This is a genomic window from Bacillus sp. 41-22, from assembly GCF_025809295.1.
In the GTDB taxonomy this organism is placed as follows: domain Bacteria; phylum Bacillota; class Bacilli; order Bacillales; family Bacillaceae_G; genus Bacillus_A; species Bacillus_A mycoides.
On record NZ_CP084035.1, the window covers coordinates 265,228 to 287,678 of the forward strand.

The window sequence follows — 22,451 nt, forward strand, 5'->3', positions numbered from 1 at the left end:
TAATTTCTGTAGAATTTTGTCGCTTTCTCTCTTGACCATACCGATACTTCATTGTTAGAATCTAGGAAGATAATATAAAACAATCCTTCATATATCCTCGATGATATGGTTTGAGAGTCTCTACCGGGTTACCGTAAACAACCTGACTATGAAGGCAGTGCGTCTTATATTTATAAAGAGCGGAAGACTATCTTTCTTTATAAAGCCAGACCCCTGCCTTTTCTTTGTCATGAGACTAGAGGCGGAGGACTGGCTTTTTTTATTATATTAGTAATGCTTTTCGCCAAATTGGTGAAAATATTTATATACGAGAACTAACGTTGGGGTGATTATTTTGAAGAAGCAGCATGATACAATTATCGTTTTAGATTTTGGGAGTCAGTACAATCAGTTAATAGCACGTCGAATTCGTGAGTTCGGTGTATACAGTGAACTTCATCCACATACAATTACTGCAGAAGAAATTAAAGCAATGAATCCAAAAGGGATTATCTTCTCTGGTGGACCAAATAGTGTATACGGTGAAGGTGCATTACATTGTGATGAAAAAATCTTTGAACTAGGATTACCGATTTTCGGTATTTGTTACGGTATGCAGCTTATGACACAACACTTTGGTGGTAAAGTAGAACGTGCCAACCACCGTGAGTATGGAAAAGCTGTTCTTAAAGTAGAGAACGAATCAAAATTATATGCGAACCTTCCAGAAGAGCAAGTTGTATGGATGAGCCATGGTGACTTAGTAACTGGTTTACCTGAAGGATTCGTAGTAGATGCAACAAGTGAGTCTTGTCCAATTGCTGGTATGAGCAATGAAGCGGAAAACTTATACGGTGTACAATTCCACCCAGAAGTACGTCACTCTGAGCACGGTAACGATTTAATTAAAAACTTCGTATTCGGCGTATGTGGTTGTTCTGAAGGATGGAACATGGAGAACTTTATAGAAGTAGAATTAGAGAAGATCCGTGAAACTGTTGGAGACAAAAAAGTATTATGCGCACTTAGTGGCGGTGTAGACTCTTCTGTTGTAGCAGTATTAATTCATAAGGCAATTGGTGACCAATTAACATGTATTTTCGTGGACCACGGTTTACTTCGTAAAGATGAAGCAGAAGGTGTTATGAAAACATTTAGCGAAGGCTTCCATATGAACGTTATTAAAGTGGATGCACAAGAGCGCTTCATGAACAAGTTAAAAGGTGTAGAAGATCCAGAGCAAAAACGTAAAATCATCGGTAATGAATTCATTTACGTATTTGATGATGAAGCTTCTAAATTACAAGGAATGGACTTCCTAGCGCAAGGTACACTTTACACGGATATCGTTGAAAGTGGTACAGCAACTGCACAAACAATTAAATCTCACCATAACGTTGGTGGACTTCCAGAAGACATGCAGTTCAAATTAATTGAGCCTTTAAACACTTTATTTAAAGACGAAGTACGTGTATTAGGATCAGAACTAGGAATTCCTGATGAAATCGTATGGCGTCAACCATTCCCAGGCCCTGGTCTTGGTATTCGTGTATTAGGTGAAATTACAGAAGAGAAATTAGAAATCGTTCGTGAATCTGATGCGATTTTACGTGAAGAAATTATAAAAGCAGGATTAGACCGCGAAGTTTGGCAATACTTCACTGCGCTTCCTGGTATGCGTAGTGTAGGTGTTATGGGTGACGAGCGTACTTACGATTACACAGTAGGTATCCGTGCAGTAACATCTATCGATGGTATGACAGCTGACTGGGCACGTATCCCTTGGGACGTATTAGAGAAAATCTCTGTACGTATCGTAAACGAAGTAAAACACGTTAACCGTATCGTGTATGATATAACGAGTAAGCCACCAGCAACTATTGAGTGGGAATAGTATTGTAATAAAAAGGATCCATCTATCATTTATGTATAGATGGATCTTTTTGTTTTTACCTTTAATACGAACGAAAATATAAAAACTTATAAAAATGTTCGTTTTTAAATTGACAAAACCACCTCCTCGAGTTAATATGAGTATGTAATTCAAACGAAAAGTGAATATTATGCCGTCGTATAATATCGGGGATATGGCCCGAAAGTTTCTACCTAGCTACCGTAAATGGCTTGACTACGAGGCGTTTTGATAAAGATGAGGGGAAACTTGTCTTTATTCATAGAACGCTTCCATGTATATGCAATGGAAGCCTTTTTTATTTTTATAGATAAAAGAGGGCTAGGGTGAAATACGGCGAGTAATCATATAACGGGGGAAACGTAAGATGAAACGCTATTTTCAGTTTGATGAACTCGGCACAAATTATAAAACAGAGTTCATAGCAGGTTTAACGACATTTCTATCTATGGCTTACGTACTATTTGTCAATCCTGCTACGCTGTCGCTTGGAAATGTTAAAGGATTACCGGCAGGTACAGGAATGGATCCAGGTGCAGTATTCGTTGCTACAGCATTAGCAGCGGCGATTGGTTCGTTAATTATGGGGATATTTGCGAAGTATCCGATTGCTTTAGCGCCAGGTATGGGAATAAACGCGTTCTTTGCTTATACAGCAGTGTTAACGATGGGAATTCCGTGGCAAACGGCAATTGCTGGAACATTAATGTCAGGTATTATCTTTATTATTCTTACTGCTTCAGGTATTCGTGAAAAAATCATTAATGCAATTCCAGTAGAGTTAAAGTTTGCAGTAGCGGCGGGTATTGGATTATTCATTGCCTTCCTTGGATTCCAAAACGCTGGAATTATCGTAAAGAATGATGCTGTTCTTGTTGGGTTGGGGGACTTAACAAAGGGCACAACGTTACTAGCAATCTTCGGAGTTGTTACTACAATCATTTTCATGATTAAAAAAATAAATGGTGCAGTTTTCTACGGTATGATCCTTACGGCGATCTTAGGAGTAGCGACTGGATTAATTGATACACCAAAAGCTGTAGTGGGAGCAATACCGAGTCTAGAACCAACGTTCGGGGTAGCATTAACTCACTTTGGAGACATTTTCACTGTTGAAATGGCGATTGTTATTATAACGTTCTTCTTTATCGATTTCTTTGATACAGCAGGTACGCTTGTAGCGGTTGCGAATCAAGCGGGATTAATGAAGAACAATAAATTACCACGTGCAGGTAAAGCGTTATTTGCAGATGCGATTGCAACTGTAATTGGTGCGATTTTAGGTACATCAACAACAACGTCTTACATTGAATCGTCTGCGGGGGTAGCAGCAGGAGGACGTTCTGGATTTACAGCGGTTGTAACAGCAGGGTTCTTCTTACTGGCACTATTCTTCTCGCCGCTATTAAGTGTTGTGACACCAGCTGTAACAGCGCCAGCATTAATTATTGTAGGAATCTTGATGGTTTCATCTTTAGGAGAAATTGATTGGAAGAAATTTGAGATTGCAGTGCCAGCGTTCTTTACTATCATTTCAATGCCACTTACGTATAGTATCGCAACAGGAATTGCAATCGGGTTTATCTTCTATCCAATTACAATGGTTGTGAGTGGTCGTCGTAAAGAGATTCATCCAATTATGTATGTTATGGGAGTTTTATTCGTACTATATTTCATCTACGTTCGTAAATAAAAGGGGTTTTTTGAAAGGTCTAGACTTGAGGGGAGTCTAGACCTTTTTTGCGTCTTCAGAAAATCTTAAGGATTTCCGAGCGTTTTTCTTCAGAAGTTTTCTTATAATAGAAGTTAGGGATTAAAAAAGTGATGGGGGAGATAGTATGGCCGGGGAAACAATACTTGTCGTAGATGATGAAAAAGAAATTAGGAACCTTATTACAATTTATTTAAAGAACGAAGGATATAAAGTACTGCAAGCAGGGGACGGAGAAGAAGGGTTACGTATATTAGAAGAAAATGAAGTGCACTTAGTCGTATTAGATATTATGATGCCGAAAGTAGATGGTATTCATATGTGTATGAAAGTAAGGGAAGCGAAGGAAATGCCGATTATTATGCTTTCGGCAAAAACGCAAGATATGGATAAAATTTTAGGATTAACAACAGGTGCAGATGATTATGTAGCAAAACCGTTTAATCCGTTAGAGTTAATCGCAAGAATTAAATCGCAACTACGTCGTTATATGAAAATGAATGGCTTTGCTATTCAAAATGAGGACGAGTTAGAAATTGGAGAGATGAAAATAAACATCTCCACTCATACAGTCATTGTGGATGGAGAAGAAGTGAAACTGACCCCGAGGGAATTTTCAATTTTAGAATTACTAGTCCGTAATCCGGGGATGGTCTTTAGTGCGGAACAAATTTATGAAAAGGTTTGGAACGAAAGATCTTTCCAGTCGGATAACACGGTAATGGTTCATATTCGGAAAGTGCGTGAAAAGATTGAGGAGAATCCAAGGAAGCCAATATATATAAAAACAGTATGGGGAGTGGGGTATAAGATTGAAAAAGATATTTAATCCATTTACTTATGTTAGGAAAATTCGAGAATTAATTGGAAAGATAGTGAAGAGTGTGAAACGGAGTATACGAATTCAACTTATTACTGCGTTTACTGCTTGTGCGTTGTTAGGGATTTTGTCAGCGAAGGCAGCAGCACCGTTTTTTGAGAATGCGAATCGAGAGGCGACGATCGATTATCGGGTTGGTATGGAACAAATTAATCAACAAGCTCAAAGCGTGGCAAATAGTTCAGTTCATGAAAATAAATTAGAAGCTATATCAACTATGATTGAAATAGAGAATCAAAATTTAGAACAAAACTCTAGAGCTTTAAAAGTATTGGTCACTGACGAGAGCGGTAAAGTTTTATATAAAACGAAGCAGGCGCAAGAAGAACAAATTGATTTGCATAATACAATTCGTAATGCATCATCGTTTGCGATTAATTATATGAATGGTAGAAAAGAATTTGAAAGTACGAGAAAAGAATTTATAGCTTTTGCACCTATTACAATAGAAGATAAGAATTTATACATGTTTGTTAGTGGGATTCCAGAAGGTGAAGTAATATATGATACGCAAGAAGGACCGTTTCCGTTTTTCATAGGTGTACTTGTATTTATTTTCTCTTTCTTCTATATAACAAAGAGAAAGATGAAGCAAATTGAAGCGATGGCACAAGGTGTCAAGGAAATAGAAAAAGGAAACTTAGCGTACCGTATTGAGAAAAAAGGTGAAGATGAGATTGCGTCTTTAACTGAGAATATTAATAATATGGCGGAAGAGCTTATGAATAATATAGAAAAGGAACGTAAATTAGAGAAGCAAAAGAATGAGCTTATTACGAATGTATCACACGATTTACGTACACCACTGACTTCTATAATGGGTTACTTGCGATTACTTCGAGATTCTAAATATGAAAATAAAGAACAACATGATGAGTATACGAGAATTGCTTTTGCAAAGTCGGAGCAGTTAAAGAATTTAATAGAAGATTTATTTGAGTATACGAAGTTAACGAATGAACAAGTTGTATTAGAAAAACAGGAAGTGTGTGTAAATGAGTTACTTGATCAATTAATAGAAGAGTTAGTACCACAAGCGGAAGAGCATGGCCTTATGTTTGTTAAGAAGTTTCCTGAGGAACGTGCATATGCGATGATTGATTCGGAAAAGATGGTCCGTGTATTCGACAACTTACTAATGAATGCAATTAAGTATAGTAAAGATGACGGAGAGATAAAAGTTTCTCTTCAAAGGCAGCGCAGGAATATACAAATTGTTATTGCGAATCATAGTGAAGAGTTTACGAGAGAAGAGTTAGGGAACTTGTTTGAACGGTTTTATAAGAAAGATCAATCTAGAAGTAGAGTAACAGAAGGTTCGGGGCTCGGATTAGCTATTGCGAAAAGTATTGTTGAGTTGCAAGGTGGTAGTATTCGAGCTGAGTATGAGGACGGGATCGTTCAGTTCATCGTTTCATTACCAATTATAGAAAAATAATAAATGAATAGAATGTTATAGGATAAAAAGGCTTATTTTAAAAGGGATAAGCCTTTTTATATTTTTTTAGAAAAACATATTGACGATTAGAGTTTAGAGGTGTAATATAGAACAAGTCGCCGATAGCAACAACGCAGAAAGCGACAAAAGAAATAAAAAAACTTGGTTGACATTGGAATATGAAAATGTTAACATAAGGGAGTCGCAAATGAGCGGCAAACAAGTTCTTTGAAAACTGAACGAAACAAACAACGTGAACGTCAATTTTTATTTTTAGATGCTAGACAAACTAACTTTATTGGAGAGTTTGATCCTGGCTCAGGATGAACGCTGGCGGCGTGCCTAATACATGCAAGTCGAGCGAATGGATTAAGAGCTTGCTCTTATGAAGTTAGCGGCGGACGGGTGAGTAACACGTGGGTAACCTACCCATAAGACTGGGATAACTCCGGGAAACCGGGGCTAATACCGGATAATATTTTGAACTGCATAGTTCGAAATTGAAAGGCGGCTTCGGCTGTCACTTATGGATGGACCCGCGTCGCATTAGCTAGTTGGTGAGGTAACGGCTCACCAAGGCGACGATGCGTAGCCGACCTGAGAGGGTGATCGGCCACACTGGGACTGAGACACGGCCCAGACTCCTACGGGAGGCAGCAGTAGGGAATCTTCCGCAATGGACGAAAGTCTGACGGAGCAACGCCGCGTGAGTGATGAAGGCTTTCGGGTCGTAAAACTCTGTTGTTAGGGAAGAACAAGTGCTAGTTGAATAAGCTGGCACCTTGACGGTACCTAACCAGAAAGCCACGGCTAACTACGTGCCAGCAGCCGCGGTAATACGTAGGTGGCAAGCGTTATCCGGAATTATTGGGCGTAAAGCGCGCGCAGGTGGTTTCTTAAGTCTGATGTGAAAGCCCACGGCTCAACCGTGGAGGGTCATTGGAAACTGGGAGACTTGAGTGCAGAAGAGGAAAGTGGAATTCCATGTGTAGCGGTGAAATGCGTAGAGATATGGAGGAACACCAGTGGCGAAGGCGACTTTCTGGTCTGTAACTGACACTGAGGCGCGAAAGCGTGGGGAGCAAACAGGATTAGATACCCTGGTAGTCCACGCCGTAAACGATGAGTGCTAAGTGTTAGAGGGTTTCCGCCCTTTAGTGCTGAAGTTAACGCATTAAGCACTCCGCCTGGGGAGTACGGCCGCAAGGCTGAAACTCAAAGGAATTGACGGGGGCCCGCACAAGCGGTGGAGCATGTGGTTTAATTCGAAGCAACGCGAAGAACCTTACCAGGTCTTGACATCCTCTGAAAACTCTAGAGATAGAGCTTCTCCTTCGGGAGCAGAGTGACAGGTGGTGCATGGTTGTCGTCAGCTCGTGTCGTGAGATGTTGGGTTAAGTCCCGCAACGAGCGCAACCCTTGATCTTAGTTGCCATCATTAAGTTGGGCACTCTAAGGTGACTGCCGGTGACAAACCGGAGGAAGGTGGGGATGACGTCAAATCATCATGCCCCTTATGACCTGGGCTACACACGTGCTACAATGGACGGTACAAAGAGCTGCAAGACCGCGAGGTGGAGCTAATCTCATAAAACCGTTCTCAGTTCGGATTGTAGGCTGCAACTCGCCTACATGAAGCTGGAATCGCTAGTAATCGCGGATCAGCATGCCGCGGTGAATACGTTCCCGGGCCTTGTACACACCGCCCGTCACACCACGAGAGTTTGTAACACCCGAAGTCGGTGGGGTAACCTTTATGGAGCCAGCCGCCTAAGGTGGGACAGATGATTGGGGTGAAGTCGTAACAAGGTAGCCGTATCGGAAGGTGCGGCTGGATCACCTCCTTTCTATGGAGAATTGATGAACGCAGTTCATCAATAAACGTTGACTTGTTTTGTTTCGTTCAGTTTTGAGAGAACTATCTCTCAAGTTTAAATGTATGTTCTTTGAAAACTAGATAACAGTGTAGCTCATATTTTTTTAATTTTAGTTTGGTTAAGTTAGAAAGGGCGCACGGTGGATGCCTTGACACTAGGAGTCGATGAAGGACGGGACTAACGCCGATATGCTTCGGGGAGCTGTAAGTAAGCTTTGATCCGAAGATTTCCGAATGGGGAAACCCACTATACGTAATGGTATGGTATCCTTACCTGAATACATAGGGTATGGAAGACAGACCCAGGGAACTGAAACATCTAAGTACCTGGAGGAAGAGAAAGCAAATGCGATTTCCTGAGTAGCGGCGAGCGAAACGGAATCTAGCCCAAACCAAGAGGCTTGCCTCTTGGGGTTGTAGGACATTCTATACGGAGTTACAAAGGAACGAGGTAGACGAAGCGACCTGGAAAGGTCCGTCACAGAGGGTAATAACCCCGTAGTCGAAACTTCGTTCTCTCTTGAATGTATCCTGAGTACGGCGGAACACGTGAAATTCCGTCGGAATCTGGGAGGACCATCTCCCAAGGCTAAATACTCCCTAGTGATCGATAGTGAACCAGTACCGTGAGGGAAAGGTGAAAAGCACCCCGGAAGGGGAGTGAAAGAGATCCTGAAACCGTGTGCCTACAAATAGTCAGAGCCCGTTAATGGGTGATGGCGTGCCTTTTGTAGAATGAACCGGCGAGTTACGATCCCGTGCGAGGTTAAGCTGAAGAGGCGGAGCCGCAGCGAAAGCGAGTCTGAATAGGGCGTTTAGTACGTGGTCGTAGACCCGAAACCAGGTGATCTACCCATGTCCAGGGTGAAGTTCAGGTAACACTGAATGGAGGCCCGAACCCACGCACGTTGAAAAGTGCGGGGATGAGGTGTGGGTAGCGGAGAAATTCCAATCGAACCTGGAGATAGCTGGTTCTCCCCGAAATAGCTTTAGGGCTAGCCTTAAGTGTAAGAGTCTTGGAGGTAGAGCACTGATTGAACTAGGGGTCCTCATCGGATTACCGAATTCAGTCAAACTCCGAATGCCAATGACTTATCCTTAGGAGTCAGACTGCGAGTGATAAGATCCGTAGTCAAGAGGGAAACAGCCCAGATCGCCAGCTAAGGTCCCAAAGTGTGTATTAAGTGGAAAAGGATGTGGAGTTGCTTAGACAACTAGGATGTTGGCTCAGAAGCAGCCACCATTTAAAGAGTGCGTAATAGCTCACTAGTCGAGTGACTCTGCGCCGAAAATGTACCGGGGCTAAATACACCACCGAAGCTGCGAATTGATACCAATGGTATCAGTGGTAGGGGAGCGTTCTAAGTGCAGTGAAGTCAGACCGGAAGGACTGGTGGAGCGCTTAGAAGTGAGAATGCCGGTATGAGTAGCGAAAGACGGGTGAGAATCCCGTCCACCGAATGCCTAAGGTTTCCTGAGGAAGGCTCGTCCGCTCAGGGTTAGTCAGGACCTAAGCCGAGGCCGACAGGCGTAGGCGATGGACAACAGGTTGATATTCCTGTACCACCTCTTTATCGTTTGAGCAATGGAGGGACGCAGAAGGATAGAAGAAGCGTGCGATTGGTTGTGCACGTCCAAGCAGTTAGGCTGATAAGTAGGCAAATCCGCTTATCGTGAAGGCTGAGCTGTGATGGGGAAGCTCCTTATGGAGCGAAGTCTTTGATTCCCCGCTGCCAAGAAAAGCTTCTAGCGAGATAAAAGGTGCCTGTACCGCAAACCGACACAGGTAGGCGAGGAGAGAATCCTAAGGTGTGCGAGAGAACTCTGGTTAAGGAACTCGGCAAAATGACCCCGTAACTTCGGGAGAAGGGGTGCTTTCTTAACGGAAAGCCGCAGTGAATAGGCCCAAGCGACTGTTTAGCAAAAACACAGGTCTCTGCGAAGCCGTAAGGCGAAGTATAGGGGCTGACACCTGCCCGGTGCTGGAAGGTTAAGGAGAGGGGTTAGCGTAAGCGAAGCTCTGAACTGAAGCCCCAGTAAACGGCGGCCGTAACTATAACGGTCCTAAGGTAGCGAAATTCCTTGTCGGGTAAGTTCCGACCCGCACGAAAGGTGTAACGATTTGGGCACTGTCTCAACCAGAGACTCGGTGAAATTATAGTACCTGTGAAGATGCAGGTTACCCGCGACAGGACGGAAAGACCCCGTGGAGCTTTACTGTAGCCTGATATTGAATTTTGGTACAGTTTGTACAGGATAGGCGGGAGCCATTGAAACCGGAGCGCTAGCTTCGGTGGAGGCGCTGGTGGGATACCGCCCTGACTGTATTGAAATTCTAACCTACGGGTCTCATCGACCCGGGAGACAGTGTCAGGTGGGCAGTTTGACTGGGGCGGTCGCCTCCTAAAGTGTAACGGAGGCGCCCAAAGGTTCCCTCAGAATGGTTGGAAATCATTCGTAGAGTGCAAAGGCATAAGGGAGCTTGACTGCGAGACCTACAAGTCGAGCAGGGACGAAAGTCGGGCTTAGTGATCCGGTGGTTCCGCATGGAAGGGCCATCGCTCAACGGATAAAAGCTACCCCGGGGATAACAGGCTTATCTCCCCCAAGAGTCCACATCGACGGGGAGGTTTGGCACCTCGATGTCGGCTCATCGCATCCTGGGGCTGTAGTCGGTCCCAAGGGTTGGGCTGTTCGCCCATTAAAGCGGTACGCGAGCTGGGTTCAGAACGTCGTGAGACAGTTCGGTCCCTATCCGTCGTGGGCGCAGGAAATTTGAGAGGAGCTGTCCTTAGTACGAGAGGACCGGGATGGACGCACCGCTGGTGTACCAGTTGTTCTGCCAAGGGCATAGCTGGGTAGCTATGTGCGGAAGGGATAAGTGCTGAAAGCATCTAAGCATGAAGCCCCCCTCAAGATGAGATTTCCCATAGCGTAAGCTAGTAAGATCCCTGAAAGATGATCAGGTTGATAGGTTCGAGGTGGAAGCATGGTGACATGTGGAGCTGACGAATACTAATAGATCGAGGACTTAACCATATAATATGAAGCAAATGTTATCTAGTTTTGAAGGAATATACCTTCAATAGTTTGGTGATGATGGCAGAGAGGTCACACCCGTTCCCATACCGAACACGGAAGTTAAGCTCTCTAGCGCCGATGGTAGTTGGGACCTTGTCCCTGTGAGAGTAGGACGTCGCCAAGCAACTTTAAGACGAGTCAGAATGACTCGTCTTTTTTGTGTTTTAAACTTCTTATCAGCCTCAAGTAAGTAATCCTTATTATTTTGATCCTCTCATATTCATTTTCTTTCATCATTTTTGATGTGTAGTTTAAGATTTTCTATTCTATTTTTTGTAGAAGCAATCTATCGGTGTGTTAAAATAGTACAGTTGTTTTTCGAGGTACTTTAATATAGGAAGATTTAAATTTTTTAAGGAGATAATATGAAGAAGATAGGTGTAATTACTATAGTGGTTTTAGTCCTTCTAGCAATTACTTATATGTTAGTCGGGAATTATTTTTATAATTATGCGTTGAATGCAAAACAAGAGAAAGAGTTTTTAGAGGATAATCCTCACTTAGTAGAAACTGTGAATGCATCGGGAGGTGTGTTTGCTACAAATGAAGAAAAGGATGCGAACTTTGTATCAAATCATAAACCTAATATACGAAACATAAATTCTTTCGATAAGTTGAAATTAACAGGTTATGAATATATGAATGAACAATCTAGCCATAAATGGGCAATTGTAGTTCATGGATATGATAGTAGGGCATCGAAAATGACGAAATATATCCGGAATTTTTATGAAGAAGGATATAACGTCATAGCGCCAGATCTTCGTGGGCATGGAAATAGTGAAGGTGATTATATAGGGATGGGCTGGCACGATCGTAAAGATATTTTGATTTGGATTCAACAAATTGTAAAGAAAGACCCTAATGCTGAAATAGCACTCTTTGGAGTTTCAATGGGGGGAGCAACTGTAATGATGACTTCAGGTGAAGAGTTACCCTCTAACGTTAAAGTTATTATTGAAGATTGTGGATACTCAACTGTTATTGATGAATTTACTTATCAATTAAACGATTTATTCCACTTGCCGAAGTTTCCTGTTATGAATGCGGCAAATACAGTTACAAAATTAAGAGCTGGATATGATTTAGAAGAAGCTTCAGCTGTAAAACAAGTAGCGAAAAGTAAAACACCGATGCTATTTATTCATGGGGACGCTGATACATTCGTTCCTTATGAAATGTTAGATGAAGTATATAATGCTGCAAAAGTAGAAAAAGAGAAATTAATTGTTCCAGGTGCTGGACATGGAGAAGCCGAGAAGGTAGATTCGAATAAATATTGGAATACCATATGGGAGTTCGTGGGGAGATACATTCCAGCGTAATTAGATTGTTTTAGATTTGTATTTTGTATATACGATAATCAGAAGGAACTGTTTTTATACTTTTGATTATCGTTTTTTCTATTTAAAAACTCATTTTAGTTTGTAGTATATAAGGTTTGAAGCATAAATTTTTGAATTCCTTATTACCAGTGCTACAATAATTGAAAACTACATGTTAATGAGGTGTTTCTATGAAAATTGAAGTATGGTCAGATTTTGTATGCCCATTTTGTTATATTGGGAAACGTAGATTAGAAATGGCTTTAGAGCAATTTCCGCATAAGAAAGATGTTGAAGTTGAGTTTAAAAGTTTTGAATTAGACCAAAATGCTCCAATCTATTCTGGAACAAGTATTAATGAAGTACTTGCATCAAAGTATGGGATTAGTATTGAAGAAGCTAAGCGTAATAATATACAACTAGGCAATCATGCAGCTAGTATGGGGTTAAGTTTTAATTTTGAAGAGATGAAGCCGACGAACACTTTTGATGCGCATCGTCTTGCCAAATTTGCAAAGGATCAAGGGAAAGAAAAAGAGATTACGGAAAATCTACTTTGTGCATATTTCACTGAATCGGAAAATTTAAGTGATGTGGATACGCTTGCTACTATTGCTGAAGCTTCAGGTTTAGATAAGCAAGAAGCTCTACATGTTATTAATGATAAAAGCGCATATGCAAATGATGTTAGAATTGATGAAGCGATTGCTCAGCAATATCAAATTTCGGGAGTTCCTTATTTTATTATTAATCAAAAGTATGCTATTTCAGGTGCGCAACCACTTGAAACCTTTGTTGGTGCACTTCAGCAAGTTTGGGAAGAAGAGAATCCTGCACCTAAGTTACAAGAGCTTTCTTCAGAGGGTGGAAGCGATATGTCTTGTACGGATGAAAGTTGTTCTGTACCTTCAAAAGAACAATAGTTTTTATGATGGAATAGCAACCCATAGAGTGTTTCATGGGTTGCTTATCTATTCTTATAGAAGAGGTATATAAATAGATAAATTAATAACGTAAATAGGATTTATAAAAAAATGAAGTTTTTTATAAAAACATATTGACGATTGTAGGTTAGAGGTGTAATATAGAACAAGTCGCCGATAGCAACAATGCAGAAAGCGACAAAACAAAATGAAAAACTTAGTTGACATTGAAATATGAAAATGTTAACATAAGGGAGTCGCAAATGAGCGGCAAACAAGTTCTTTGAAAACTGAACGAAACAAACAACGTGAACGTCAATTTTTATTTTTAGATGCTAGACAAACTAACTTTATTGGAGAGTTTGATCCTGGCTCAGGATGAACGCTGGCGGCGTGCCTAATACATGCAAGTCGAGCGAATGGATTAAGAGCTTGCTCTTATGAAGTTAGCGGCGGACGGGTGAGTAACACGTGGGTAACCTACCCATAAGACTGGGATAACTCCGGGAAACCGGGGCTAATACCGGATAATATTTTGAACTGCATAGTTCGAAATTGAAAGGCGGCTTCGGCTGTCACTTATGGATGGACCCGCGTCGCATTAGCTAGTTGGTGAGGTAACGGCTCACCAAGGCGACGATGCGTAGCCGACCTGAGAGGGTGATCGGCCACACTGGGACTGAGACACGGCCCAGACTCCTACGGGAGGCAGCAGTAGGGAATCTTCCGCAATGGACGAAAGTCTGACGGAGCAACGCCGCGTGAGTGATGAAGGCTTTCGGGTCGTAAAACTCTGTTGTTAGGGAAGAACAAGTGCTAGTTGAATAAGCTGGCACCTTGACGGTACCTAACCAGAAAGCCACGGCTAACTACGTGCCAGCAGCCGCGGTAATACGTAGGTGGCAAGCGTTATCCGGAATTATTGGGCGTAAAGCGCGCGCAGGTGGTTTCTTAAGTCTGATGTGAAAGCCCACGGCTCAACCGTGGAGGGTCATTGGAAACTGGGAGACTTGAGTGCAGAAGAGGAAAGTGGAATTCCATGTGTAGCGGTGAAATGCGTAGAGATATGGAGGAACACCAGTGGCGAAGGCGACTTTCTGGTCTGTAACTGACACTGAGGCGCGAAAGCGTGGGGAGCAAACAGGATTAGATACCCTGGTAGTCCACGCCGTAAACGATGAGTGCTAAGTGTTAGAGGGTTTCCGCCCTTTAGTGCTGAAGTTAACGCATTAAGCACTCCGCCTGGGGAGTACGGCCGCAAGGCTGAAACTCAAAGGAATTGACGGGGGCCCGCACAAGCGGTGGAGCATGTGGTTTAATTCGAAGCAACGCGAAGAACCTTACCAGGTCTTGACATCCTCTGAAAACTCTAGAGATAGAGCTTCTCCTTCGGGAGCAGAGTGACAGGTGGTGCATGGTTGTCGTCAGCTCGTGTCGTGAGATGTTGGGTTAAGTCCCGCAACGAGCGCAACCCTTGATCTTAGTTGCCATCATTAAGTTGGGCACTCTAAGGTGACTGCCGGTGACAAACCGGAGGAAGGTGGGGATGACGTCAAATCATCATGCCCCTTATGACCTGGGCTACACACGTGCTACAATGGACGGTACAAAGAGCTGCAAGACCGCGAGGTGGAGCTAATCTCATAAAACCGTTCTCAGTTCGGATTGTAGGCTGCAACTCGCCTACATGAAGCTGGAATCGCTAGTAATCGCGGATCAGCATGCCGCGGTGAATACGTTCCCGGGCCTTGTACACACCGCCCGTCACACCACGAGAGTTTGTAACACCCGAAGTCGGTGGGGTAACCTTTATGGAGCCAGCCGCCTAAGGTGGGACAGATGATTGGGGTGAAGTCGTAACAAGGTAGCCGTATCGGAAGGTGCGGCTGGATCACCTCCTTTCTATGGAGAATTGATGAACGCAGTTCATCAATAAACGTTGACTTGTTTTGTTTCGTTCAGTTTTGAGAGAACTATCTCTCAAGTTTAAATGTATGTTCTTTGAAAACTAGATAACAGTGTAGCTCATATTTTTTAATTTTAGTTTGGTTAAGTTAGAAAGGGCGCACGGTGGATGCCTTGACACTAGGAGTCGATGAAGGACGGGACTAACGCCGATATGCTTCGGGGAGCTGTAAGTAAGCTTTGATCCGAAGATTTCCGAATGGGGAAACCCACTATACGTAATGGTATGGTATCCTTACCTGAATACATAGGGTATGGAAGACAGACCCAGGGAACTGAAACATCTAAGTACCTGGAGGAAGAGAAAGCAAATGCGATTTCCTGAGTAGCGGCGAGCGAAACGGAATCTAGCCCAAACCAAGAGGCTTGCCTCTTGGGGTTGTAGGACATTCTATACGGAGTTACAAAGGAACGAGGTAGACGAAGCGACCTGGAAAGGTCCGTCACAGAGGGTAATAACCCCGTAGTCGAAACTTCGTTCTCTCTTGAATGTATCCTGAGTACGGCGGAACACGTGAAATTCCGTCGGAATCTGGGAGGACCATCTCCCAAGGCTAAATACTCCCTAGTGATCGATAGTGAACCAGTACCGTGAGGGAAAGGTGAAAAGCACCCCGGAAGGGGAGTGAAAGAGATCCTGAAACCGTGTGCCTACAAATAGTCAGAGCCCGTTAATGGGTGATGGCGTGCCTTTTGTAGAATGAACCGGCGAGTTACGATCCCGTGCGAGGTTAAGCTGAAGAGGCGGAGCCGCAGCGAAAGCGAGTCTGAATAGGGCGTTTAGTACGTGGTCGTAGACCCGAAACCAGGTGATCTACCCATGTCCAGGGTGAAGTTCAGGTAACACTGAATGGAGGCCCGAACCCACGCACGTTGAAAAGTGCGGGGATGAGGTGTGGGTAGCGGAGAAATTCCAATCGAACCTGGAGATAGCTGGTTCTCCCCGAAATAGCTTTAGGGCTAGCCTTAAGTGTAAGAGTCTTGGAGGTAGAGCACTGATTGAACTAGGGGTCCTCATCGGATTACCGAATTCAGTCAAACTCCGAATGCCAATGACTTATCCTTAGGAGTCAGACTGCGAGTGATAAGATCCGTAGTCAAGAGGGAAACAGCCCAGATCGCCAGCTAAGGTCCCAAAGTGTGTATTAAGTGGAAAAGGATGTGGAGTTGCTTAGACAACTAGGATGTTGGCTCAGAAGCAGCCACCATTTAAAGAGTGCGTAATAGCTCACTAGTCGAGTGACTCTGCGCCGAAAATGTACCGGGGCTAAATACACCACCGAAGCTGCGAATTGATACCAATCGTATCAGTGGTAGGGGAGCGTTCTAAGTGCAGTGAAGTCAGACCGGAAGGACTGGTGGAGCGCTTAGAAGTGAGAATGCCGGTATGAGTAGCGAAAGACGGGTGAGAATCCCGTCCACCGAATGCCTAAGGTTTCCTGAGGAAGGCTCGTCCGCTCAGGGTTAGTCAGGACCTAAGCCGAGGCCGACAGGCGTAGGCGATGGACAACAGGTTGATATTCCTGTACCACCTCTTTATCGTTTGAGCAATGGAGGGACGCAGAAGGATAGAAGAAGCGTGCGATTGGTTGTGCACGTCCAAGCAGTTAGGCTGATAAGTAGGCAAATCCGCTTATCGTGAAGGCTGAGCTGTGATGGGGAAGCTCCTTATGGAGCGAAGTCTTTGATTCCCCGCTGCCAAGAAAAGCTTCTAGCGAGATAAAAGGTGCCTGTACCGCAAACCGACACAGGTAGGCGAGGAGAGAATCCTAAGGTGTGCGAGAGAACTCTGGTTAAGGAACTCGGCAAAATGACCCCGTAACTTCGGGAGAAGGGGTGCTTTCTTAACGGAAAGCCGCAGTGAATAGGCCCAAGCGACTGTTTAGCAAAAACACAGGTCTCTGCGAAGCCGTAAGGCGAAGTATAGGGGCTGACACCTGCCCGGTGCTGGAAGGTTAAGGAGAGGGGTTAGCGTAAGCGAAGCTCTGAACTGAAGCCCCAGTAAACGGCGGCCGTAACTATAACGGTCCTAAGGTAGCGAAATTCCTTGTCGGGTAAGTTCCGACCCGCACGAAAGGTGTAACGATTTGGGCACTGTCTCAACCAGAGACTCGGTGAAATTATAGTACCTGTGAAGATGCAGGTTACCCGCGACAGGACGGAAAGACCCCGTGGAGCTTTACTGTAGCCTGATATTGAATTTTGGTACAGTTTGTACAGGATAGGCGGGAGCCATTGAAACCGGAGCGCTAGCTTCGGTGGAGGCGCTGGTGGGATACCGCCCTGACTGTATTGAAATTCTAACCTACGGGTCTCATCGACCCGGGAGACAGTGTCAGGTGGGCAGTTTGACTGGGGCGGTCGCCTCCTAAAGTGTAACGGAGGCGCCCAAAGGTTCCCTCAGAATGGTTGGAAATCATTCGTAGAGTGCAAAGGCATAAGGGAGCTTGACTGCGAGACCTACAAGTCGAGCAGGGACGAAAGTCGGGCTTAGTGATCCGGTGGTTCCGCATGGAAGGGCCATCGCTCAACGGATAAAAGCTACCCCGGGGATAACAGGCTTATCTCCCCCAAGAGTCCACATCGACGGGGAGGTTTGGCACCTCGATGTCGGCTCATCGCATCCTGGGGCTGTAGTCGGTCCCAAGGGTTGGGCTGTTCGCCCATTAAAGCGGTACGCGAGCTGGGTTCAGAACGTCGTGAGACAGTTCGGTCCCTATCCGTCGTGGGCGCAGGAAATTTGAGAGGAGCTGTCCTTAGTACGAGAGGACCGGGATGGACGCACCGCTGGTGTACCAGTTGTTCTGCCAAGGGCATAGCTGGGTAGCTATGTGCGGAAGGGATAAGTGCTGAAAGCATCTAAGCATGAAGCCCCCCTCAAGATGAGATTTCCCATAGCGTAAGCTAGTAAGATCCCTGAAAGATGATCAGGTTGATAGGTTCGAGGTGGAAGCATGGTGACATGTGGAGCTGACGAATACTAATAGATCGAGGACTTAACCATATAATATGAAGCAATGTTATCTAGTTTTGAAGGAATATACCTTCATCAGTTTGGTGATGATGGCAGAGAGGTCACACCCGTTCCCATACCGAACACGGAAGTTAAGCTCTCTAGCGCCGATGGTAGTTGGGACCTTGTCCCTGTGAGAGTAGGACGTCGCCAAGCAACTTTAAGACGAGTCAGAATGACTCGTCTTTTTTGTATGCTTTCATACCTCTGTTAATTGCCTGCTTAACTCCTTCTAAATAGGCGAATCCATGCCTTTTATCTGGTTCTAAGTAAGTACCTTCTGCCCATTCATTCCACGCATTAATAAATAAAAACTCGCTGTTGTAAAGAGAATAGGTACGCTGGATTTGTTTGCTTAAATATATCGTGAACTTACCAGGGGTAGAACCTAGGAAGATACTGCTATTTAAGTCTTTGCGGCGTGCTGTATTGTCCCAGTCAACAAAGGCACCAGGAAATGTTTTTTTCTCTGGAGGAGATCGCTTTAGTATATACATCCACACTTTATCATAATCCCAAGCGTTTATTTGTTTACCAGACTCATATATTGTCTTATTTATGTCTGAAGAGCTATCATGAGCAATTGTATAAAAAGGCTCGAATTGAATGCTAGCATCAAATCCATTTATATTAGGAAGTGGAAAGCTGTTTAATGTTTCTGCAAAGTATATACCTTTCAAACCATTTTCTTGTGCGAGTGTATTCCAATAATGAAGCATTTGTTCACAATGAGGGATATGCCCAGGGCGATAAATAATGAATAGTGGTTTATCGTCTATACGGATATATCTCTCATCTTGGAAAGCTTGCAATAAATACTCAAAGTGTTCTTTCCAATCCGATAATTCTCCATAATTTTGAGGCATTAATATGTGACTATCAAGACCATCCCAAGTTTTTGTCCACGGTTCATTTGCCCAAGAAAGGCAAAATGGAAAATCTGGTTCCTTCATCTTAAGTACCTCATTAAAGGGTGCCTCCAATAGCCTCTTCCCTTTAAACCAGTAATGGTAATAACAAAAACCATATATGCCATGTGCTTTGGCGATTTCTGCTTGCCATTTTCTTACGGATGGGGTGGTTAAGTCATAATAAAAATCTTGATAAGGTTCTCTAGGTTGGTAATGTCCTGAAAATAAAGGTCGTGCACTTTTAGTATTTGTCCATTCAGTAAACCCTTTCCCCCACCATCGGTCATTTTCTTTTATTTGATGAAACTGTGGTAAGTAAAAAGCGATTATTTTCAAGATATATCCCCCTTATGTTCTTCGTAGTTCAAGTGGTGGGAAGTTACTTTTGATTTTTCGAATCTAGTTAAAACATGAGATATGTTATTTACTTACTGTGTTTATGCTGCATAATGAATTCTTTTGTGCAGTTTGCTTGATATGGAAATCTTTGATGATTTAATATATACGGCTGAGATACAAAATGATCTTCATTATACAATGAGCGAAAAGAGTTAATCTTTTTGGAGAACAAATAGAGCTTGGGGTAACCGGTTTGTATCATCAAAAAAGTCCCGTAGCTTTAAATACTTCTCATAGTGGTTTTTAATATAAGTTCTAGGTATAACGGTTTCCCCATAGAAGCTACTGTTTCTAACGTCTCCAGCTCCCGTAGGGCTGTGGATAAAATTGCCGCTTTCATAATCCGAGATGGCACGATTTATATCTGGAAAAGCATGAGATAAAGTTTTATGCCATCCCGTTTGAATTAATTCAGGGTGTTCCTTAAATTGTTGACAGAAATCGAGAAAATAGCGTGCTTGTGTTGTGGCGATGAAGATTCCACCTGGACGAAGAATTCTTGAAAATTCCTTTATCCAATTTTCTGCAGTTTCTTCGGATAAATGTGAGAATACAGAATAAGCGAATATGATGTCTAATGAATTGTCATTAATAAATTCTACAGGAGGTTGTGGGGGAGCTATTTTATATCTGCCTCTTCCTAACGTTTCGTTACAAAGGTTAATCATTACAGGATCTACATCAATACCAAGTAAATTTTTATGGCGAACATCTTTGAAAAAGAAGCGTATGATTCTTCCCCATCCGCAACCAAAGTCTAAAATTTTCCGTTCTTTATTCAAGGGAACGCCTAAATTATGGGCATATGTTTTTACAAGGCTATAAAACAAATATGCTTCATAAAGAGCATGTTCATAGGAAGCACCTACAAACTGTTGTTGAATTTCTTCGGAGGGGAACGTAGGTACTGGGATGCCATTTATCTTTGTTTGTGAGCAACTTTGTATAAATAGATTAAGAAGTTCAACATCAGAAAGTGGGCTAACAAGGTTATCAAAATCACTTCCTAACTTAAAGTTATTCATTTGTTAACCTCCAAATTATATAGTGCCTAAAAATCATTTTCGTGTTTTTTACTAATAAAAACATGTAGAAATTCAGCATCTAACCCCAGTGATCTATCCTTTTGTAAATAAACAATGGTATACATATTTGCATGTGTATAAATATATTCAATCATATCTTGACCCCAATCAAATGTTACTAAAGACCCGTTCTCATCAATAGGATTACCATGATAAATTGGCTCCTCAATATATTCGATTCCTTCTTTATTGATTCTTGCTCTTTGTAAAGTCTTTGTGAGTGTATGATACCAAGGGACAGTAAACACATGAGCGCCGCCAGGCTTTAATACACGCTCTATTTCTTTAAAGGCTTTGTTTGGCTCCATTACATGTTCAAAGACATCTTGAGTAATGAATAAATCAAAAGATTCATTTTGAAAAGTCATGTCTTCTAAGTTCTCGCATCTAATCCCTTGAAAGTATTGGCCGAGAGGGTAGTTTTTAAAGTATTGAGAGTATGTATAGTTTTTGCAGTTTTTTATTAGTAGTTGAGTTGTAATTCCCCCAGGAGAGGATTCGTGGATATGATAGGAACCCCATTTTGGAAAAAATGTATTTAAAACATGGATTAGAGCGCGCTGCCTTGGTATAGAGTGGCATGTAGAACATAAGTAGTGATCTCTAAGCCAATCATTATGCTCTATAAATGTAGCTTTCTTCTCACAAATAACGCAATATCCATTATTGTGCTTCAAATTACCTTCCACATGACATCACTCCTGTGTAAAAAAAAATGCATATGACACACACGTCAACAACCAGCGAAATCAAAGAGAGTGGGTGGAAATTAGGGAACTCATAAAAGTGAGATTGGTAGAATGGAATAATTAGCGGGAGAGAACCCCACGCTAATTAAAGTTTCACTTTATGCTATGCGATACATTCGCTTTTATTCATTGAAGAATGTATCGACTTAGAATATCCCTTTTGTGTACGGATACATTTCAAAGTCTTGTGCATATATTTCTGTAACTAAATCCATGGTTTCTTTATCATAAAAGCTTTCATATGTTGGAAAGCGGGGGAAGGATGCATCTGTAATGCTAAGTTCTGCATAGCTTCCCGTATAAAGCATCTTATGAGCACGATGATGATCTGAATTTGTAAGAAGCGCTAAATTTGATTCAGTCAAATCGTACGTGTGTTCTATCTTGGTGATTTGTGTATTAAAATCTTCTAAAGGAATATAGCATTGGATGAAGTTTTCTTCACCTGGGACGTATTGCTGACTAAAATGTATATCTATTGCTAGGGAATTAGAACCGAATGCTTGAACGTAATATAAAAATTGTTTAAATGATATTCCTTGATTACTATATTTGTCATTATAAAAATAATGCCGGATACTTTCCCATTGAGGGCTAGCATATGGATTGTCAGCAAGCAATAAAAAGGAGCTGACCGCCCTTGTATAGGGATTCCGTACAAGTTTACAAACATCTTTTTTTGCTGTTAGAAGCCCATTTTGTAACTCTGGTATGTAGTTGGTGTTGTTTTTATACACCCAGAATTCATAGTAATGAATAAAGTCATGGTATTTCTTTGCTTCAGGAAATAATCCAATTTGAAAAAAAGAACCAATTAGCTAAAGTAGTACATCCGCTTCTATGGCTCCAGAATAGTATAAGTGGAAAGTCTTTATGGAAATGTGGGATTCGATCTTTATGTAGGATTACATGATTTAAAAGCTCTTGATTTACATTCTTCATACATGTAGTGCTCCTTTTTGAAAGTTTTATTTATGGAGAAGGTTTTTAAATAGAATAAACGAGAATATGAGAAGGCAAGTTTTTACTAATCCAATATATTCATGGGAATGAGTAAATATTATGAGTGTTTTTGCGGTCATCTTAAATAAAGTATCGATTCTAAAAGGAAAATATAAAATAAAGATAATGAAAATTTATAAGGGGCATACAATTATAAGAGAATGAATAATAGAGGTGACCAAGTTCGTTTATTTGTATTTCT

Annotated in this window: 9 protein-coding genes, 6 rRNA genes, 1 pseudogene and 2 riboswitches; of the genes and pseudogenes, 12 read left to right on the forward strand and 4 right to left on the reverse strand. The window is 42.4% G+C overall.

Going from position 1 to position 22,451, the window contains the following annotated elements; genetic code table 11:
• Window positions 1–67 precede the first annotated feature (67 nt).
• Window positions 68–169: riboswitch (purine riboswitch) on the forward strand.
• Between the two features lie 165 nt (window positions 170–334).
• The 12 genes from guaA (at window position 335) to rrf (LCF45_RS01595) (ending at window position 18,259) form a co-directional block, all read left to right on the forward strand.
• On the forward strand, window positions 335–1,873 hold the full coding sequence (gene guaA, locus LCF45_RS01540) for a glutamine-hydrolyzing GMP synthase (RefSeq protein WP_122974556.1): 1,539 nt from the start codon (window positions 335–337) through the stop codon (window positions 1,871–1,873).
• A 155-nt stretch (window positions 1,874–2,028) separates the two neighbouring features.
• Window positions 2,029–2,130, forward strand: a riboswitch (purine riboswitch).
• 128 nt (window positions 2,131–2,258) lie between these two features.
• Window positions 2,259–3,584 carry an NCS2 family permease gene (locus tag LCF45_RS01545; protein WP_002091603.1) on the forward strand — a complete coding sequence of 442 codons (1,326 nt, stop codon included), beginning with the start codon at window positions 2,259–2,261 and terminating at the stop codon, window positions 3,582–3,584.
• Between the two features lie 145 nt (window positions 3,585–3,729).
• Window positions 3,730–4,431 (forward strand): response regulator transcription factor, encoded by a 702-nt coding sequence (locus LCF45_RS01550; protein ID WP_002029454.1) that lies wholly within the window; start codon window positions 3,730–3,732, stop codon window positions 4,429–4,431.
• Complete coding sequence (locus LCF45_RS01555; RefSeq protein WP_002124847.1) at window positions 4,415–5,920, forward strand: sensor histidine kinase; 1,506 nt, start codon at window positions 4,415–4,417, stop codon at window positions 5,918–5,920. The genes LCF45_RS01550 and LCF45_RS01555 overlap by 17 nt, the downstream gene beginning before the upstream one ends.
• A gap of 295 nt (window positions 5,921–6,215) precedes the next feature.
• A 16S ribosomal RNA gene (locus LCF45_RS01560) occupies window positions 6,216–7,767 on the forward strand.
• Window positions 7,768–7,913: 146 nt separating this feature from the next.
• A 23S ribosomal RNA gene (locus LCF45_RS01565) occupies window positions 7,914–10,835 on the forward strand.
• A gap of 50 nt (window positions 10,836–10,885) precedes the next feature.
• Window positions 10,886–11,001, forward strand: a 5S ribosomal RNA gene (rrf, locus tag LCF45_RS01570).
• Together the 16S, 23S and 5S rRNA genes form the textbook arrangement of a ribosomal RNA operon.
• Before the next feature lie 241 nt (window positions 11,002–11,242).
• Complete coding sequence (locus tag LCF45_RS01575) at window positions 11,243–12,202, forward strand: alpha/beta hydrolase (protein ID WP_033709745.1); 960 nt, start codon at window positions 11,243–11,245, stop codon at window positions 12,200–12,202.
• Between the two features lie 191 nt (window positions 12,203–12,393).
• Window positions 12,394–13,125 (forward strand): DsbA family oxidoreductase, encoded by a 732-nt coding sequence (locus LCF45_RS01580; RefSeq protein WP_059038053.1) that lies wholly within the window; start codon window positions 12,394–12,396, stop codon window positions 13,123–13,125.
• A 350-nt stretch (window positions 13,126–13,475) separates the two neighbouring features.
• Window positions 13,476–15,027: ribosomal RNA gene (locus LCF45_RS01585) — 16S ribosomal RNA — on the forward strand.
• A gap of 145 nt (window positions 15,028–15,172) precedes the next feature.
• Window positions 15,173–18,094 (forward strand): 23S ribosomal RNA (locus tag LCF45_RS01590).
• A 49-nt stretch (window positions 18,095–18,143) separates the two neighbouring features.
• Window positions 18,144–18,259 (forward strand): 5S ribosomal RNA (gene rrf, locus LCF45_RS01595).
• 14 nt (window positions 18,260–18,273) lie between these two features.
• Here the strand turns inward: rrf (LCF45_RS01595) and LCF45_RS01600 are convergent.
• The 4 genes and pseudogenes from LCF45_RS01600 to LCF45_RS01615 all read right to left on the reverse strand — a co-directional run bounded on the left by LCF45_RS01600 (window position 18,274) and on the right by LCF45_RS01615 (window position 22,189).
• Window positions 18,274–19,350 carry a glycosyltransferase WbsX family protein gene (locus LCF45_RS01600; RefSeq protein WP_078203762.1) on the reverse strand — a complete coding sequence of 359 codons (1,077 nt, stop codon included), beginning with the start codon at window positions 19,348–19,350 and terminating at the stop codon, window positions 18,274–18,276.
• Between the two features lie 215 nt (window positions 19,351–19,565).
• Window positions 19,566–20,438, reverse strand: a complete 873-nt coding sequence (locus LCF45_RS01605; RefSeq protein ID WP_263894457.1) for a class I SAM-dependent methyltransferase — start codon at window positions 20,436–20,438, stop codon at window positions 19,566–19,568.
• Between the two features lie 26 nt (window positions 20,439–20,464).
• Window positions 20,465–21,187, reverse strand: coding sequence for a class I SAM-dependent methyltransferase (locus LCF45_RS01610; RefSeq protein ID WP_000398933.1), 723 nt, complete (start codon window positions 21,185–21,187; stop codon window positions 20,465–20,467).
• A gap of 206 nt (window positions 21,188–21,393) precedes the next feature.
• A pseudogene (locus LCF45_RS01615) lies at window positions 21,394–22,189 on the reverse strand (sulfotransferase family 2 domain-containing protein).
• Window positions 22,190–22,451 lie beyond the last annotated feature (262 nt).

Bases quoted from the DNA above. Each gene is read 5' to 3' on its own strand.
- LCF45_RS01605 (WP_263894457.1), bottom strand. From the start codon at position 20,438: ATGAATAACTTTAAGTTAGGAAGTGATTTTGATAACCTTGTTAGCCCA.
- LCF45_RS01550 (WP_002029454.1), top strand. From the start codon at position 3,730: ATGGCCGGGGAAACAATACTTGTCGTAGATGATGAAAAAGAAATTAGG.
- LCF45_RS01545 (WP_002091603.1), top strand. From the start codon at position 2,259: ATGAAACGCTATTTTCAGTTTGATGAACTCGGCACAAATTATAAAACA.
- LCF45_RS01580 (WP_059038053.1), top strand. From the start codon at position 12,394: ATGAAAATTGAAGTATGGTCAGATTTTGTATGCCCATTTTGTTATATT.
- LCF45_RS01575 (WP_033709745.1), top strand. From the start codon at position 11,243: ATGAAGAAGATAGGTGTAATTACTATAGTGGTTTTAGTCCTTCTAGCA.